The organism is Lysinibacillus sp. JK80 (assembly GCF_027557635.1).
Lineage (GTDB): Bacteria > Bacillota > Bacilli > Bacillales_A > Planococcaceae > Lysinibacillus > Lysinibacillus capsici.
Genome location: NZ_CP058997.1, coordinates 1,658,668 through 1,676,202, shown reverse-complemented (window position 1 = coordinate 1,676,202; position 17,535 = coordinate 1,658,668). Strand labels below are relative to the sequence as shown.

The 17,535-nt window shown below is 37.9% G+C and carries 17 protein-coding genes and 1 pseudogene; 8 read left to right on the top strand and 10 right to left on the bottom strand.

Going from position 1 to position 17,535, the window contains the following annotated elements; genetic code table 11:
* Nucleotides 1-24: 24 nt before the first annotated feature.
* The 6 genes from HXV90_RS08875 to HXV90_RS08850 form a co-directional block, all read right to left on the bottom strand.
* Nucleotides 25-1,686, bottom strand: a complete 1,662-nt coding sequence (locus HXV90_RS08875) for a methyl-accepting chemotaxis protein (RefSeq protein WP_269898827.1) — start codon at nt 1,684-1,686, stop codon at nt 25-27.
* Nucleotides 1,683-2,669, bottom strand: coding sequence for a BMP family lipoprotein (locus HXV90_RS08870; RefSeq protein ID WP_131519631.1), 987 nt, complete (start codon nt 2,667-2,669; stop codon nt 1,683-1,685). Before HXV90_RS08870 ends, HXV90_RS08875 begins: the two co-directional genes overlap by 4 nt.
* Nucleotides 2,670-2,921: 252 nt before the next feature.
* Nucleotides 2,922-4,190: a PTS ascorbate transporter subunit IIC gene (locus tag HXV90_RS08865; protein ID WP_054550681.1), complete on the bottom strand. Its 1,269-nt coding sequence runs from the start codon at nt 4,188-4,190 to the stop codon at nt 2,922-2,924.
* 33 nt (nt 4,191-4,223) lie between these two features.
* A complete protein-coding gene (locus tag HXV90_RS08860; protein ID WP_004232490.1) occupies nt 4,224-4,487 on the bottom strand; it encodes a PTS sugar transporter subunit IIB in 264 nt (87 codons plus the stop codon).
* A complete protein-coding gene (locus HXV90_RS08855; protein ID WP_054550682.1) occupies nt 4,484-4,942 on the bottom strand; it encodes a PTS sugar transporter subunit IIA in 459 nt (152 codons plus the stop codon). Before HXV90_RS08855 ends, HXV90_RS08860 begins: the two co-directional genes overlap by 4 nt.
* A 61-nt stretch (nt 4,943-5,003) precedes the next feature.
* Nucleotides 5,004-5,915: a LysR family transcriptional regulator gene (locus HXV90_RS08850; RefSeq protein WP_112117642.1), complete on the bottom strand. Its 912-nt coding sequence runs from the start codon at nt 5,913-5,915 to the stop codon at nt 5,004-5,006.
* Nucleotides 5,916-6,053: 138 nt separating this feature from the next.
* On the opposite strand from HXV90_RS08850, the gene HXV90_RS08845 reads away from it, so the two are divergent.
* From HXV90_RS08845 to HXV90_RS08810, 8 genes and pseudogenes are all read left to right on the top strand, one after another.
* A complete protein-coding gene (locus tag HXV90_RS08845; RefSeq protein ID WP_112117643.1) occupies nt 6,054-7,019 on the top strand; it encodes an ABC transporter ATP-binding protein in 966 nt (321 codons plus the stop codon).
* On the top strand, nt 7,016-8,041 hold the full coding sequence (locus HXV90_RS08840; RefSeq protein ID WP_269898826.1) for an ABC transporter substrate-binding protein: 1,026 nt from the start codon (nt 7,016-7,018) through the stop codon (nt 8,039-8,041). Before HXV90_RS08845 ends, HXV90_RS08840 begins: the two co-directional genes overlap by 4 nt.
* A 56-nt stretch (nt 8,042-8,097) precedes the next feature.
* Nucleotides 8,098-9,759, top strand: a complete 1,662-nt coding sequence (locus tag HXV90_RS08835; RefSeq protein ID WP_269898825.1) for an ABC transporter permease — start codon at nt 8,098-8,100, stop codon at nt 9,757-9,759.
* Nucleotides 9,752-10,822: an MBL fold metallo-hydrolase gene (locus tag HXV90_RS08830; RefSeq protein ID WP_269898824.1), complete on the top strand. Its 1,071-nt coding sequence runs from the start codon at nt 9,752-9,754 to the stop codon at nt 10,820-10,822. The genes HXV90_RS08835 and HXV90_RS08830 overlap by 8 nt, the downstream gene beginning before the upstream one ends.
* Complete coding sequence (locus HXV90_RS08825; protein WP_269898823.1) at nt 10,815-11,621, top strand: hypothetical protein; 807 nt, start codon at nt 10,815-10,817, stop codon at nt 11,619-11,621. Before HXV90_RS08830 ends, HXV90_RS08825 begins: the two co-directional genes overlap by 8 nt.
* Before the next feature lie 157 nt (nt 11,622-11,778).
* Entirely contained in the window at nt 11,779-13,077 is a 1,299-nt protein-coding gene (locus HXV90_RS08820) for a M48 family metallopeptidase (protein ID WP_048389701.1), read from the top strand.
* Between the two features lie 87 nt (nt 13,078-13,164).
* Nucleotides 13,165-13,983, top strand: coding sequence for a YitT family protein (locus HXV90_RS08815; protein WP_004232517.1), 819 nt, complete (start codon nt 13,165-13,167; stop codon nt 13,981-13,983).
* A gap of 81 nt (nt 13,984-14,064) precedes the next feature.
* Nucleotides 14,065-14,444 (top strand): annotated as a pseudogene (locus HXV90_RS08810) (MmcQ/YjbR family DNA-binding protein).
* A 39-nt stretch (nt 14,445-14,483) separates the two neighbouring features.
* Here the strand turns inward: HXV90_RS08810 and HXV90_RS08805 are convergent.
* From HXV90_RS08805 to HXV90_RS08790, 4 genes are all read right to left on the bottom strand, one after another.
* Nucleotides 14,484-14,825, bottom strand: coding sequence for a GIY-YIG nuclease family protein (locus tag HXV90_RS08805; RefSeq protein ID WP_048389707.1), 342 nt, complete (start codon nt 14,823-14,825; stop codon nt 14,484-14,486).
* Between the two features lie 18 nt (nt 14,826-14,843).
* Entirely contained in the window at nt 14,844-15,599 is a 756-nt protein-coding gene (locus HXV90_RS08800) for a DUF2087 domain-containing protein (protein ID WP_269898822.1), read from the bottom strand.
* Between the two features lie 135 nt (nt 15,600-15,734).
* Nucleotides 15,735-16,610: an ABC transporter permease gene (locus HXV90_RS08795; protein WP_066037596.1), complete on the bottom strand. Its 876-nt coding sequence runs from the start codon at nt 16,608-16,610 to the stop codon at nt 15,735-15,737.
* Nucleotides 16,610-17,530 (bottom strand): ABC transporter ATP-binding protein, encoded by a 921-nt coding sequence (locus HXV90_RS08790; protein WP_112117647.1) that lies wholly within the window; start codon nt 17,528-17,530, stop codon nt 16,610-16,612. The genes HXV90_RS08795 and HXV90_RS08790 overlap by 1 nt, the downstream gene beginning before the upstream one ends.
* Nucleotides 17,531-17,535: the final 5 nt, after the last annotated feature.

Sequence of the window (17,535 nt, the reverse complement as noted above, 5' to 3'; positions counted from 1 at the left end):
TTTTTGCGGTAATGAATCGAATCGCTATAGGGTGAATTTTTTGAGCTCATTCATCAACGTATTAGTCATAGCTTCAAGATCGTCTATCTTAGCACTAATTTTTTGGAAGGAAAGTAGCTGTTCTTGCGTTGATGCCGATATTTCTTCTGTGCCAGCAGCCGTTTCTTCTGTAATAGCAGAAATATTTTCAATGGTACTATTTACTTGCTGGCTCATTTCATTTGTTTGTGCCATTTCTCTTGTGAGGTTTTGTAAATCGCGATGGATATTTGTTATGTGCATGGTAATAACAGAGAATGATTGTTCTGTCTCTACCATGGATTGAGATTGCTCATTTGACAGCAGATAACCTCGTTCAGCCGTAGTAAGGATGTGCGTAATGCCATCTTGAATATGCGAGACCATTGAAGTGATTAAATTCGTAGCATTCTCCGTTTCAGAAGAGAGCTTTTTAACCTCCTCGGCAACAATGGCAAACCCTTTGCCTGCTTCTCCAGCTCTTGCAGCCTCGATGGCAGCATTTAGTGCTAATAAATTTGTTTGGCTAGCAATCGTATGGACAGCATTGGCTGCGCCTTCAATTTCCGAAGTGAATTGAGAAAATTGAGTTACAGCTTCCTTAATATCAAGTGATGTGGTTGATATATCCTTTGCAATGGAAGATTGTTTTTCTAATGAATATTGACCATTTTGAACAGCCTCCAGAGCTTGTTTACCAGTGTCAGCCGATTGCTCACTCGTACGCATAACATCCCTAAATTGATCTGCCATATTATTCATTTGGAGTGCCACTGATTGAATGTCTTCGGACATCGTATAGCTGCCTTTTGCTAATTCGTCGGTTGAGGTAGCGACTTGATTACTACTTTCATGAATATTGTTCATATGGCTCGTCACTTCTTGTGTAAACAAATTAACATCCTTTCCAATATTATCAATGGATTGTACAGTACTTTTTAAATTATTCATCATGTCTGCAAAGCTTTTTGTTAATTGATCAATCTCATATCGACTGTTTGCTTGATAGGAAAGGGTAGAAGTATCCATTGTTAAGTTTCCTGTTGCTGCAGCCTGTGCACAATCTACAATCTGATTAATGGGTTTGGTAATTCTTTTCGCAGCTACATAGGAATAAAGTATCGTAGCAATAATTAATAGCACACTACCTATGATGGTAGAGGTTGTAATGAAACCTATTTTTTGCTTCGTTACTTGGATCATTTCTTGATACCATTCGTTCGTTTCTTTTTTGAGCAAATACATATCGTTTAAAATTCCTTTAATTCTGATGGACTGCTTTTTAATTTCAGAGCGATTGTTTTCTTGAAACCCGCTTTCAGTCGCTTTTTCTAGATTTTCAAATTTACTAGCTATTTTTTCGACGATTGTCTGATGTTCAGGTATTCTCGTTAGAGAGGCTAATGCCTCTAAATTACTTTTTGTTTCTTGTAAAATAGCGAGCGCTTCGTTTTTATTGGCTTCACTATCCAGGTAGGTAAAATTATTTAAAGATTGGCTGGCAACAACTAAACTTTGCTCTAGTTCTTTCACTGCAAGTAAAAGTTTCGTATCATCCTGTGCTGTTGTTTGGATCGTGAATGTTTGTAGGATAATAAAGCCAATCATAGCCATAGCCAATACGATTGGAATCAATGTGTTCATAAATAATTTCTTACGTAGTGTCACTGGTCATTCCTCTTTTCCGCAGTAACTTTTATCGTACCTGAAATAATGGCTTCTTTGGCTTTTTCGATAGCAGTCTGTTGCTCAGCTGTCAGTTGAATTACACGAATATCTGCTAGTCCCACACCCTGATCCGCTAAACCTAATGCAAAGGATTTTTCGGAAATTTTACCATTTTCTACTAATGTCTTAGCGAGTTGATAGACGGCTAGATCAACATTTTTAAGCATGGATGTGACAACTGTTTTTTCGGCAACAAAAAACTGATCGATATCAACACCTGCTGCATAGATCCCCATTTCCTCTGCCTTTTTTATCGCCCCAAAGCCAGTAAAGCCTGCTGCATGGTAAATAAAATCAACGTTATTTTTGATATACCTTTCTGCTATTGCTGCACCAGCCTGGGTATCGTCAAAGGTACCAGCATAGTCACTCATAATTTCAATCGATGGCTGTACATAACGTGCCCCTTCGATAAAACCATTTTCAAAGTGATGGATAACAGGAGCATCTGCTCCACCAATAAAGCCAACTTTTCCTGTTTTACTTGTCATAGCGGCAATCATGCCAACTAAAAAGCTACCTTCTTGTTCTTTAAAGGTAATCGAAATGATGTTGTTAATATCAGATTGCCCGTCAATCAGTATAAATTGCTGAGAGGGATTTTGTTTTGCAGTCTTTTCTAGTGCTTCTTGTACAGAGAACCCGAGACCAATGATGATATCATATTTTTCTGCTACAAGTTCATTCAGCTTTTCCTCGTATTTACCATCAGGAGCCTCTTTGTAATCAAACAAAATGCCTAGCTCATCGCGCGCTTTTTCTAAGCCTTTAAAAGCGGAATCATTAAATGATTCATCGCCTAGTCCTGCATCTGATAGTAAAATTCCTATCTTATATCCTTCAGTTGATGTTTCTGTCGGTGCTGAGGAACAGCCTGCTATCAACAGAGTGATCAACAGAAAACTAGTGAATAATTTCTTCAAATTTTGTGTACCTCCTGTTGTGTATAAAATATATATCGGCAAAAACTTAATATTTTTAGTCTGATGTCAGACATCCGTGCAAAAAATTTTTAGGATGTCTAAGAATAATGAATCATTTCTATATACATAATAAGTTAATAATATAAAGCTAGATTACTAATAAAGTAATTGATTTATAAAGGTTTTCGTAGCACTTCTTGTATGTACAGCACTATAAAAGCCTAACGCAAATAGCGTCAGGCTTTATATGTTCTAAACAGCGCCGAATAATTTTAATAAATTAATAATAATAATGCCGATTACCCCAAAGTCTGAATCACCGAAGGTTGTGCCCTCATAGCCAATGTCTCCCATAAAGATAAGGAGTATGGCTGGAATAAAGCTAATTAATAAACCATTGGCAAAGGCTCCGGACATCGCACCAATTCTACCGCCAGTAGCATTTCCAAAGACCCCCGCCGCAGCACCTGTGAAGAAATGTGGAACAAGACCTGGCACAATGACTTTTAGTCCGATGAAGGGGAGTATAAACATGGAAACCAGCCCTGCTATAAAACTAAAAATGAAACCAATAATAACGGCATTTGGTGCAAAAGGAAAGATGGTTGGACAATCAAGTGCTGGTTTTGTGTTTGGTACAAGCTTATCTGCAATGCCTTTGAAGGCTGGAATAATTTCAGCAATTAACATCCGTACACCTGCTAAAATAATATAAACACCCGCTGCGAATGTAATCGCTTGCATAATAGCGAAAATAATAAAATTTGAGCCAGCTGATAATTGTGACTCAATATAGGAAGGGCCAGCAAAAAGGGCAACAATTACAAAGAACACACTCATTGTTAAAGAAATAGCAACTGAGGTATCTCGTAAAAAGCCTAATGCTTTCGGAACCTGTATATCTTCTGTGGATTTCATTTTATTACCAAAGAGCTTACCAATCTTTGCAGAAACATAATAGCCAACACTGCCAAAGTGACCAACAGCAAAGTCATTACTCCCTGTTATTTGTCGAACTGTCGGCTGTAAAATGGCAGGGAACACGACCATACAAAGTCCAAGAATGATAGACCCAACAAGAATAAGAGGTGTACCACTCATCCCTCCAACTGATAATGAAGCGGCGATTAAACAAGCCATAAATAATGTATGATGTCCAGTTAAAAAGATATATTTTAATGGCGTAAATCGCGCAAATAGTAGATTCATAATCATACCAAATACCATGATTAGTGCAGTAGCTGTACCAAAATTAGTCTGAGCAGCTGCCACGATGGCCTCATTGTTGGGAATGACTCCCTGTACTTGAAAGGCATGATCGAACATTTTACTAAAATGATCTAAAGAGCCAATTAAGACAGTGGCACCAGCTCCGAGGATGACAAAGCCCATTATCGTTTTTAATGTACCTGACAGAACAGTGGAATTTGATTTTTTTTGAATAAGTAAACCAATAAAAGCGAATAGGCCGACTAATATAGCTGGTGTTCCTAAAATGTCATGCATGATAACATCTAACATACCAACACCTCATCCTATCCAAATTTTTAATGCTTAAAGCAACGGTTCAAGCTTTTCTTTTATTTCTGAAATACTCATCATATTTACGATGCTCACAATGATTCCTTTGTCTTTCGCTAATTCATTCACGATATCTGCTGCCCCTAAATAAATATCTGCTTTCTCCGCCTTGGCAGACGCTAAATCTGTATGCGTTACCTCTGCATCTTTCCCCAATACTTCTAATGCTTTTTTAACATTCAATTCTAAAATAAAGCTACTTCCTAAACCGCTCCCACACACGACTAAAATTTTCATTCTGTTGACTCCTTTGTCGTATATTGTTTGATTTTCTCCCATATCATGTCCGCATGTTGACAGGCGATTAGGTCATCAATCTGATCGGGTTCTTGTAAGACTAATGCCAAATCAGCCAACACCTGTAGATGTGAAGCATTGTCAATGGCAGCTAGCACAATTAGTAGGTAGACAGGCTGATTAGGGCTAAAAAAAACAGGCTTTTGTAATCGTAGCAAGCTTATGGCTAGTTCAAGAACCCCATCAGATGGCCGTGCATGAGGAATGGCTACTTTGGGTGTGATGACAACGTAAGGACCATAGTGTTCAATAGATCGAATCATGGCTTCGACATAGCGCTGTTCAATTTTGTGTTGTTGTACTAATGGGCTAGCCGCTAAATGAATTGCTTCTTGCCATGATCGGACAAAGTTTGCAAGCTGTATACAATCTTTTGTCAACAGCTTGGTTAGCAAGGACAACCCTCCTTTCATAAAAATATCTTCCCATTCCATGTTATTACGACTGTATGTGGAATTATGTCATCGTAGAAGACATTTTTAATTGCTTTGCTATTTCATAAACCGACATTTTGACAAATTCATCCATTTTATGATCTAAGCGCGTTTTCGGATAAATCAATTGAATTTTTCTATTTAGTGTTACATCATGTAGATCTTTCTTGAGCAGTACACCTGATTTTAATTCTTCTTCTATTAAGGAAACAGATAGAAACGCCAAGTTTTTGCCAAAGGTCAGCATCTTTTTAATCGTGCTCACAGAATCCAGCTCAATTGTGTAAATAGAAGGCTGAAATGGGTCCATCCACTTTTCAATGAAGTGATTCGTGGAGCTAGAGGATGTATGCAACAATAGCTTGTACTTAAGAATATCTTCTTTGGTGATGTCGTTTTGTGCTGCTAGCTCGTGTGATGGGCTGAATGCCAATACAAGTGCATCTTCACCGATTGTTTCGTAATGAAGTAAAGGATTTTCCTGCTTAGTCTCCATGATGAGCCCGAAATCTAATTCTTGTAGTGCTACCTTTTTTTCAATTTCAGGTGCTGTTTTTACTTCTAATGAAATGCGAATCTCAGGATAGGTCGTTGAAACTTGATGAATTAAATCTGGCATAAAAATATGGGCAGGTAAGCCACTCGCCCCAAGTCGTAATGAACCGATATGGCCTGCTAAAAGATTTTCAATAAAACGATCCATATCCTTTTGAAGTTGAACCATTTGACGAGCGAAATGATACACACCTTCGCCCGCTTCTGTTAAACGGTATCCTCCAGCATTTGTTCGAAATAAATGAATACCATATTCCTCCTCTATAGAGCGAATATGAAATGATACGGTGGGGGCTGTAATGCCAAGTGCTTTGGCGACAGGGGCTAATTTTTTTAATTCTACAAGTAAGCAAAATGCCTGTAATTTACTATTGTTCATTTTATCCTCCTAAAGGAAATTAGAAAAAATCTTGTATTTGCTTTAGTTTATTAGATTTTTTTTAACGTGTTATTAATAGTAGATTAATATTTTCTAAATATCTGGAATTTATAGTTGTAAGTAACGAGGAGGATACTTATGAAAATCTCATTAAAAAATATCGAGAAAAAATATGGGCAGTCTCAAGCATTGTGGCCGATTGATGTGGAGTTAGATCAGCAATTTATTACGATTCTCGGACAATCAGGCTGTGGCAAAACAACCTTATTAAAGTTGATAGCTGGCCTTGAACAGCCATCAAAAGGAGAAATACGATTTGATGACACCGTCATTTATTCTTCGGCGTCTCGTAAAAATGTCAAACCAAATAAGCGTAATATTGCTATGGTTTTTCAAGATTTTGCTCTATGGCCACATATGACCATCTTCCAAAATATTGCCTTTGGCTTAAAGGGCATTATTCCTAAATCAGCTATTCCTGAACGAGTCGAGCATGTGATGCGATTGGTAAAAATGCAAGGCTATGAGAAACGAAAGCCAGGTGAATTATCGGGTGGACAACAGCAGCGAGTGGCATTAGCTAGAGCTTTAGCGACCAAACCGCAATTAATTTTATTTGATGAACCTTTATCCGCTCTCGATGCTGTTTTAAGAGAGCAAATGCAAGATGAAATCATGCACCTCATTCATGAGCTTAATTGCCAAGCCATTTTCGTAACACATGATCAAACAGAGGCCATGACAATGTCTGATCAAATTATCGTTATGGAGGCAGGGAGGATTGCTCAAATTGGCTCGCCTGAGGAAATTTATCGTGCACCAGCAACGCCCTATGTGGCAGATTTTATTGGCAAAGTGAATTGGCTTCACAATCGACAATCAATTGTGCGACCTGAGGGTGTTTCTAGAGTATCGCGTCCTGGTACGATTGCCAAACAAGCGCAGATTGTGAAAAGTACATTTGTTGGCGATCGTTATCTAGTACAAGCACAGGTAGAAGGACAGTATTGGAGCTTTTATGAGAAGCAGCCATTAGAGCATGGAAAAAGATTGCAAGTTTTTATTGACGAAAAACAAATCTATCAATTGGAGGGTTTACATTGAAGAAACGACATTTTAAATTATGGGCAACTGCTGGAATTTTATTGGTCTTAGCATTAGCTGGCTGTGGTAATAAAGAGGCAAAAGAGACGAATGAAGCAAGTGCAAAGACACAGGAGGAGAAAGTTCTGACAGTGTATTCTGCTGGGCCAGATGGTTTAGCTGCAAATATTCAGCAAGCATTTGAAGAAAAAACAGGGATTAAAGTGGAAATGTTTCAAGGAACTACGGGTAAAATTCTCTCTCGTTTAGAAGCGGAAAAAAATAATCCTGTAGCTGACATTGTTGTACTTGCCTCTGTTGCCTCAATGGATGGGTTAAAAGCAACAGATCAATTGCAAAGCTACGAAGCGGCTAAAAACAAGGACAAAATTAACAGTGATTGGTCGGATCAAGATGGATATTTTTATGGCTACAGTGCCTCTGCTTTAGGTATTGCCTATAATACGAAAAATACGACACAGGCGCCTACGGATTGGTCTGATTTAGCAAAAGCTGATTGGCAAAATAAAATGAATATACCAGATCCAAGTCTGTCAGGCTCTGCTGTTGATTTCTTATTTGGCTACACAGCAGCAGAAAAAACAGCTTGGAGTACGATTGATAGTTGGAAGAAAAATGGCTTACAAGTCAATGGTGCGAATAAAGAAGCCTTGGATGCGGTTATTACAGGCGAGAAAAATGCCACGATTGCAGGTGTAGATTATATGGCTTATAAAGCAAAAGCAGACGGTGAGCCAGTGAAAATTATCTATCCGACGAGTGGGACAGTAGTTAGTCCAAGAGCAGTAGGTATTTTAAAGGATGCACAACATGTAGAATCTGCACAAGCCTATGTTGATTTTTTATTGTCAGATGAAGGGCAAAAGCTAGTAGCAGATGCTTACTTATTACCAGGGAATAAAGATATTGCTGTGAAAAATCGTGCAGCATTAGATGAAATTCCACAGTTAACAGTTGATTGGATGGGTGCGGAAGCGAAACAGCTGGAAGTACTAACAAAGTTTACGGATTTATTTCGCTAAATAAAGGGAGGTTGATATACCTCCTTCTAGTTTTCATAGAGAAGGGTTGACATGCCATGATAATGGAAGGAAGACGAGCTTTTGGATTTTTACTGACAATTGTCATCATATTTGCTATCGCTCCGTTGATGGCCATTTTAGTTTATACCTTTATAAAAGAGGGACATGTTGATATATCACAGTTTAGTCGAATGTTTGCACACGATAGAATATGGAAAACACTTGGGAATTCGGTGGTTTTAGGGGTTTTTGTGATTATTGGGACAACAATTATCGCATTACCTATGGCTTTCATTCGCACGAAAACAAGTTTATATCAATATGAATGGCTCGATATAGTGTTAACGATTCCATTTATGACACCTCCCTATATTGATTCAATGGGCTGGATTTTGTTTATGCAGCACAATGGTTTTTTACAGCAGCTTATTCCAAGTGCTGCTTGGATGACAGATTCCTTCTTTTCCTTGTTTGGTATGGTAGTGATCATGAGCCTACACCTGTTTCCATTTTTGTATTTAATGCTAAAAAATACATTACTTCGCATAAATGGCTCATTTTTAGATGCAGCGCTGATTTTTGGGCGAAGCTCCTCGCAAAATTGGCTAAAGGTTGTGTTACCTCTTTTACTTTCGAGCTATGTTTTGGGAAGTCTCCTTATTTTTATTAAGACGCTTGCTGAATTTGGAACGCCAGCTACATTCGGCAGTCGGATTGGGTTTCAAGTGTTTACAACCGAAATTCATTCCTATTTATCAAGATGGCCAGTTGATATTCGCATGGCAACCTCGCTATCCTTATTCTTATTGTCAGTTTGCTTAGTCATTTGGTATTTCCAAAATCTCATTGGACGCAAATATACATATGGTGTGCTATCAGGAAAAACACCTGCTAGACGTGAGATCAAGGACAAGTGGTATATAAGAACAGTTTCGTGGACTTTTGTAGGGCTTGTTCTATTGCTATCTATCGGCATTCCTTATTTCTCTATTATCGTGACCTCTTTGCAAAAGGTACGGGGAGATGGTTTACAGGCTGGGAATTTCAGTTTGGCTTCTTATCAAGAGGTCTTCACTAGTGGAAGTGCAGGATTGACAGCATTTTTAAATAGCATCGTTTTTTCTATCATGACGGCTTTGATAACCGCCATAATAGGTTTATTCATCGCTCTTTATATTAAAAAGGGAGAAACCAGAAAGCAGCAAATATTAGACTTCTTTAGTTTAATGCCTAATATTATTCCGGGGATTGTCTTTGTTGTAGGTTTAATTATGTTTTGGAATGCTCCTTGGCTTCCCGCAACAATTTATAACACAAAGGCAATGGTAATAGTCACATACTGTGTACTGTTTTTACCTTATTCGGTGCAGTATATAAAGTCTTCTTTTTCACAATTGGATGCCTCTATTTTTCAATCAGCTGCTATTTTTGGACGTAGTAACATTGCGGTTTATCGTCGCATCATCCTACCACTTTTGATGCAGGGTATTTTAACAGGAATGATGATGACTTTTATTATTTCAATGCGAGAGCTTGTAGCTGGCCTTTTAATTTTGCCACCATCCGTAGAGACAGGGGCAACCTTTATCTATAGCCAATTTGAGCAAGGTAATGTAGGGGTTGGAATGGCAGTAGCTGTTATAACCGTCCTTATGACTGTTATTTTTATGTTCCTATTGGGTTGGCTGCAAAAACGAGGAGGGCAGGCCAATGCTTAGTGTTGAAATTTTAGGTGGTGTAGGCGAATATGGGCGCAATTGTTTTTATATAGAAAATCAGAGTCAGGCCATTTTATTGGATTGTGGCATTATGAAAAATACACAAAAAACGCCACCAAATATTACATTTAATCATATTGAAAAGCTAGCTGCTGTCTTTATTTCTCATTCGCATATTGATCATGTAGGGGCATTGCCAATACTACAGAACATGGGCTATACGGGACCGATACTAATGAGTCATACAACTGCTCAGCAGCTTCCACTGCTTATCCCACAAGTCAGAACTTTCTATCCAGATACGATTGGAAAATGGATAGAGGTCAATGAATATCTTGCCTTTCAATGGGGATATAGTGGGCATTTAATTGGAAGCGTGTGGTACAAAATTCGTTTTTTTGATGAAATGATTTTTTTCTCTGGTGATTATGTAGTCGATTCGTATTTATTAAAGGCGACCTTGCCAGAGGAGGATGGAACGGTTTATGATGTAGCGTTTATTGATAGTGGACATGCGGAAAAATGCATTCGAAATCTTGAGGTGTTACAGCAAATGGCTATGTATGTAAAGGCTCATCCCAATCATTCATTTATATTCCCCTCCTCTTTTTCGGGCAAAACAGTCGATATTATGACGTATCTTTCCGAACATACAACTCGAGCGATTAGGGTAGATGCCAAGCTACAACCTTTATTGGGGCATTATGATGAAGAACATGAAAATATTTGGCCGAATAAAGTGATGCTTTTAGAACGACTCAAGCAAAAACTGGACAGTGACCATGTACTGTATTTTGTCTCAGAGCAGGATGAGGCTCAAGTGGAGGAGCTTGCAAAGGTTTATCCGACGGCAATTTTTGTTCATACAGGCTATTCTCGTCATGCTTCCAATCCAGCTAGCTTAAAGCATATCTCTGAGGAGTTCTTCTATAAAACACATCCAGACTATTGGGATTTAGTGGAACTGTCACAGAGACTTCGTGCACGACAAACGATCTATTTTCACAGTACACATACAAATTTAACAACAACATTTCCGAAGGAGGAATTAAAGCGTGACTAAACTAAAAAAATGGGCATTTTATCTGTGTGTCTTGGGCTTAATAGTGATTAGTATGATGGGTGTGAATACAACACAAGCGAAAGCAGCCATTGAGCCAGGCCATGAAATTAAATTCAATATTAAACCTGAGATTTTTAATGAATCAACTATTGTCCAGGCTTTTCAAGCAACTAAAAAGGATGACGTAAAAGTTTATTTTTATGATACGCTTGACCAATTGTTTCTACGTCATGACTATATACACCGCTTACGTGTATATAAGGGTAGTAATAAAATGGATATAACCTACAAAAAGCGTTTTTTAAACACACCTTTAAGTGAAGCAATAGCAGAAACAATGAATCATGGTTTTACTGGTTCTGAGTCAAATTATAAGTTTGAGCTAGATATTAAGGGAGATCATCGTACATTTACGATAAGCCGAAAGGAATCTTTGAAGACTTCTGCTGAAGTCTCTTATGATTCAGTTGCTACAAATGTTGCGAAAAAACTCATTCTTGAAAATGCGCCAAAGAAAATTGTAAATTGGAACTCCGAAGCATGGTATAAAAATACGTTGTCTCAAGTTGTCGTATATGGGCCTGCTAATGCTACGAACTATAAAGGAAGCTTTTTAGGACATGAAGCGGATATAGAGGTATGGCAGTACAAAGGCGATATTATGGTTGAACTTTCTACGAAGGTAGATGATGCGGCTCAAGCAGCTACTATAGAAAAGCAATGGTATGAGCAACTATTATCCACTGGTTATCTAAGCGGGGATCAACGTGGTAAAACGGCATTTGTTATGGATAGATGAATAGGACGATAATGATTTCGCCTCATATAGAAATGAGGCGAAATTTTTCTTTGGCAACAGAGAGATTAAAAAAGTAGGTCCATGTTTGTTCTAACTTTGATAATTTCGCTTACACTTACTATAGGACGAACTTTGGGTGATATGAGGGGGAAATAACATAGCGAAAAAAATGGGCATTGTTACACTACTACTTTTCGGTGTTTACGTGCTTTGTATGTACTGGTATATTTTTCACAGCGGTGGTGGTAAAATACCAAGTGCCTTACAAGGAACGGCGGCAGATCCAGTGATGTTTATGTCTGGCAAGGAGCTTTTTTTAAGTGGTGAATATTCAAAAATACGGAACTTTGTATTCTTTGTAGCCACACCTTTAGAATGGCTTATTTACTTCTTGATTTTACTATTGGGTGTATCTCGTTATTTCGAAAATGTGACGACCTCCCAAACGAAGTGGAAGCTATTGCAAAATGCGGGTTACTTATTCCTATTATCTTTATTGCTCTATATTGTGCTATTCCCACTTGATTATTATCGCTATCATCTAAGCAAAAGCTATGGCATCAGTACACAAGCATTTGCATCTTGGATGAAGGATGGTGTCATTGATTTTTGGGTGAATTTTGGCACTAGCTTGATTATTGTTACGGTGATTTATTGGCTCATTAAAAAGAGCGAAAAAAGATGGTGGCTCTATGCTTGGCTTTTAACTATCCCCTTTACAATCTTTGTGATGTTCATTCAGCCAGTTGTCATTGATCCTTTGTACAATGATTTTTATCCACTAAAAAATAAAGAACTGGAAACAAAGATACTTTCACTTGCTACACAGGCCAATATTCCGGCAGAGCATGTTTATGAGGTCAACATGGCAGAAAAGACAAATGCTTTAAATGCTTATGTGACAGGAATTGGGAGCAATTCGAGAATTGTGCTATGGGATACTACATTAAATAGACTAACGGACAATGAAATTTTATTTATCATGGCACATGAAATGGGACATTATGTTGAAAAGCATATTTATTTTGGCATTGCAGGCTATTTATTCTTAATGTTAATAGGGCTATGGCTAACAGCGAAAATTATGCGTCGCTTGATTTCACGATATGGACAGGTTTTAAAAATTAATAAAATCAGTAGCATTCGTTCCTATCCATTATTTTTACTCATTACTTCTATTTTACTATTTGCTTCCAATCCAGTATCCAATTTTATATCGAGATATCAAGAAACGAGAGCCGATCAATATGCTATTAACCTTATGAATGATCGAGAAGCGGCTGTAACAGCATTTCAAAAGCTAACGATTTCAGGCTTAAGTGAAGTGAACCCGCCACTCTTAGTGAAGTGGTTCCGTTATACACATCCACCGATGCTTGAGCGAATCTATAAAGTTGCGGATACAGGGGAACATAAACAAAATATGCCTTTAAAGGAAGAACAGAAGAAAAAGTAAGAGGATAGGTTTTTCAGGAGAGTAAATTGGGTAGTCTATGACAAAGATGTATCAAAAATTGGTCGTTGATTGATAGGGGATAGCATTATGCGAAATGTGATTATAATTACACTTTCTTCCATTTTAGTGGCCTTTGCCTATAATTATTTATTGATTCCCCATGAAATCTTGAGTGGTGGGTTGAGTGGTATTGCCATCATGCTTGGGATTATTACCCCTTTAAATACAGGCGTGTTAAATTTACTGCTTAACCTACCTTTACTGATTTTAGGTGTGATGAAGCTCGGCAAGCGATTTATTAGCTACACCATTCTTTCGGTGGCTGTGTTGTCAGTGAGTTTATATATTATTCCAATACACAAAGCGACACAAGAGCCAATCCTCGCGTCCTTATTTGGTGGTGTTATTGTAGGGTTTGCAATGGGCATGATTTTCCGAGCAGCTGGCTCCTCAGGGGGCTTTGATATAATTGCTATGCTACTTAGCCGGAAACGTGATTTTCCGCTCGGTACGTTAATTGCCGCTATGAATGGAATCGTAGTGGCTGCTTCTGGCTTTGTCTTTAGCTGGGATGCGGCGTTGTTAACCCTTGTGTCCATTTATGCAACTGGAAAAGTAGTGGATACAATTCATACGAGCCATATTAAATTAACGCTGATGATTATTACGAGTAAAGGGGACGAGGTCAAACAGCAACTATTAGAAAAGCTACATCGTGGAGTAACGATTATCGATGCAAAGGGAGCGTATTCAGGCGAGGGTCGGAAAGTATTAATTACTGTTATTACGCGTTACCAACTAGCTGATGTGAAAAGCACGATTAAGGAGACTGATCCAAAGTCGTTTGTGAATATTTTACAGACGACGGAAGTAATCGGAATGTTTGATCGTGGTACAACTAAATAATGCTATTCTCTACACACGTTTTAGGTTATACTTACCATAATCGAACGTGTGTTTTTATTTGAGGGGACGGGGATTGTAAAGATGGAAAAAGAAATAATTCATGCTTACTGTATACAGCTTCATGGAACAACGTATGACTATCAAGAGGAGTGGCAAGCAGATCGCTATCATATCGGTGGAAATTGTATGCCATGCTTGGAGGAAATAGAACAGGTAAGCCTGTTCTTACATTGAAATGTGAGCCTTCTCGAGCGGAGGAATTACGAGAAGCCTATGCAAGCATTATACATGGTTACTATATGAATAAAACCCATTGGAATTCCATTTATATGGATGCTGAGGATGTCCCGATGGATTTGGTAGAGAATCTTATTAAGCATTCGTATGAACTTGTTTTCAATAAACTAACGAAGAAAGCACAGCAGGAAATTCAATTGATTGGCAACCCTTCAAACAAGTAATGAATAGCGCATTTACCTTTTTGGCAAATGCGCTAATGACTAATTATAACCATGCTCACCATAAGGCTTTAGTGTCTCAAGCCATTTTTGCTCCAGCTTTTCGAGCTCTTTTTTTTCATCGAAATAGCCTTCTTCTTTTTTCTTTAAATACTCAACGATTTCCACCTCAAAAGCTTCTTGACCATATAAATTGTAATCTGCCTGAAGCACCTTGTTCGTATGTGTATTGGTTTTTAGCATAAATTGAAAGCCATTTAAACGCTTTAAATTATTAAAGCTCCCCACAAATAATTTGCCTGTTTGTGTATTGGTCATTGTAAAAACGCCAGCTTCAATTTTCATCTCTTTATACATTTCTTTTAACTCTTTTTTATGATCCATTTTTATTAACCTACTTTCTTATTTTTTTACCCAATAGGCACTGCCATCTGCTTTCCGGTCAAGAAAACCGTATTCAATTAAGTAACGACGTATGTGTACATAGTCTTCATACATCGGTTTAATCAATTCATTTAATTCTTTTTCAGTATAATGCTTTTCTTGGTCAAAAAGATTTGCAATTGCACGCAGCACTACAATTTTCTGTTTTTCGCGCTTTGGAAAGCGAACCAGTTCCTTGCCAACACCGTTTGGAAATAGCTTCTCTAATAATTGCTGTTCTTCCGTGAGGGTAACGTTATAGCGATCGTCGACCATAGTAGCTGTTTTATGAATAGGCACAAATGGTTCCTCCTTCTGATCTTGTTCTTTTAGTAACTCCATCATCACCATCAATGTTTTGGCTTGGCGTTCCTTTTCTTTTAAAGCAAAACGGTGATGGCGAATCGTGGTGGCACTGCCAATCTCTAATTCTTCTTTTATCTCCTGATCTGATTTTCCCTCGTAAAATAAGCGTAAAATATGACTTTGATGTTCTGTTAAGCCTGTCATTTTTTTATTGAGACCGTTTAAATAATGAAAAACAGAATGGTGAGCCAATGTAATATGGTGTTGCATCATTTTCTCTGCTTCATATAATAAGCCCTCTTGAGGATAAATAATGCCTTTTTCTACTTTTTCACCGCATAGTAGGCAGGTGAAGTGTGTCGCTTGATCGATATATCCCTTTTTTAGATCATCGATAGGAGCTTGCCAAAATAATTCATTTACATCCATTGCAATCCCTCCTTGATAAAACAAACGAATTCTGAATTTGTTTGTTATTTAATATTTAAAATAACAAAATGTTTGTATTAAAGCAATAAAAAACACATCGTATTCTAAACGATGTGTAAAATGGTTGGCTCATATTTAGTTATACTTTCTCTTAAATAAGATCATAGATGCTAGAGAAAGAACTACAATTGTACAGACAATCACAATTAGACTTGTTGTGGAGCTAAGTATATGTCCATTTAGTTCATAAACAATGCCATAATTCATTTTATAATCTTCCACATAAGAAACGGGCACACCATCAAAGACATTTGCAATAGAGCTCTCCATAAATGCATTGCGTAATAATAGTGTTGTATGGCTAATTGGAAAGTACATGATTATATGTTGTGCAAAGCTTGGTAGAGCTCCAAGAGGTACATAAACACCACATAAAAATCCAAGTAATGTACCAACAATTGTGCCGAGTGTTGAGAAAGCATTTTGGGTCGACACAAATAACGAAAGAAATAAATTAAAAACACTCGCAAGCAAGACAGATAAAAACAGTATGCTCAATACCTGAATAAAATCCCCAAAACTTAGAAGCTTACCTCCCGTTGTGACAATAAAGATTTCACAGCCAAGGAGCGCAATAAAGGAAAAAATACAGCCGATAATAAATGCATTGAGCACATAGCTCAACTGAATAGTTGCACGAGAAAGAGGAGCTGTTAAAAAGTCGGCTTGTACTTTGGATTCTTGGTCTTTAACAGCGATACCATAGGCACCAAGTGTAGTCGAAACAGCAATCATGGATAGTAAACCTGCTACTAGCCACTCATTGACCATGGTGATCAATTCAGGTGTAGCTTCTGTTAGTTGTTCAATGGCATCTACCTGCATTTTTTGGAGAAAGACAGCGTACAACACAATGACAATAATGACTGACAGTAGGGAGAAGAACACCTGTGTTTTATCCCGTCTAAATATTTTGTTATTACGCAGAACTAAACTAATTAATGCTTCCACTACGCAACCTCCTCCTCTGCCATAATATGAAGAAAGACATCATCCATTGATCCTTTAATGACTTCGAAGGAGGCGATAAGTGGCTCAGCTTTTTTTAAAAGGGGAAGTGCTTGTAAGGTAGACGTTAAACGGATGGTGTATATCCCTTGATTCTCTGTGTAGGAGATCGCATTTTCCTCAAGAAACTTCACACCCTCCTGTGCATTTTGAAAAACGAGAGCCATTGAATCATAGGCATATTTTGTTTTTAGTGCATCGGGCGTTCCCTGTGCAACAATTTTACCTTGCTTTAAGACAGTGACTTGGTGAGCGACTGCCGCTTCCTCCATATAGTGGGTCGTTAAAAAAACAGTCATATTGGTTTCCAGTTGAAGTTGTTTAATCGCCTGCCAAACAAATTGACGTGTTTGTGGATCTAAACCCGTTGTAGGTTCATCCAGAAATAAAATACTTGGACGATGAATCAGTGCACGAGCAATATCTGCTCGCCTTTTTTGTCCCCCTGATAATGTTCCATATTTTTTCTCTTCAATATCCTCTAAATGCAAATAGGTGGAAACAAATTGATAGTTATCGGTAAGCTGTGCTTTCGATAAACCATATGTTTTACCTCGATGGAGGATATTTTCACGTACAGTTAATCGCTCATCTAATAGACTTTGCTGGAAAACGACACCAATAGATTTACGGATATCCGCATTACCATTGCTTGCGTCGAGTGTGAAACCATTAATAGTTACTTGACCACTCGATTTTTTTAGTAAAGTACAAAGTATTTCAATCGTTGTAGATTTACCTGCACCGTTTTCACCTAAAAAAGCGAATAGGGTGCCTTGTTCGACTGTAAAAGAAATACCTTTGACAGCTTGCTGTTCTCCATACTGTTTACATAAATTTTCAACTTTTATCGCAAACGTCATAAGTG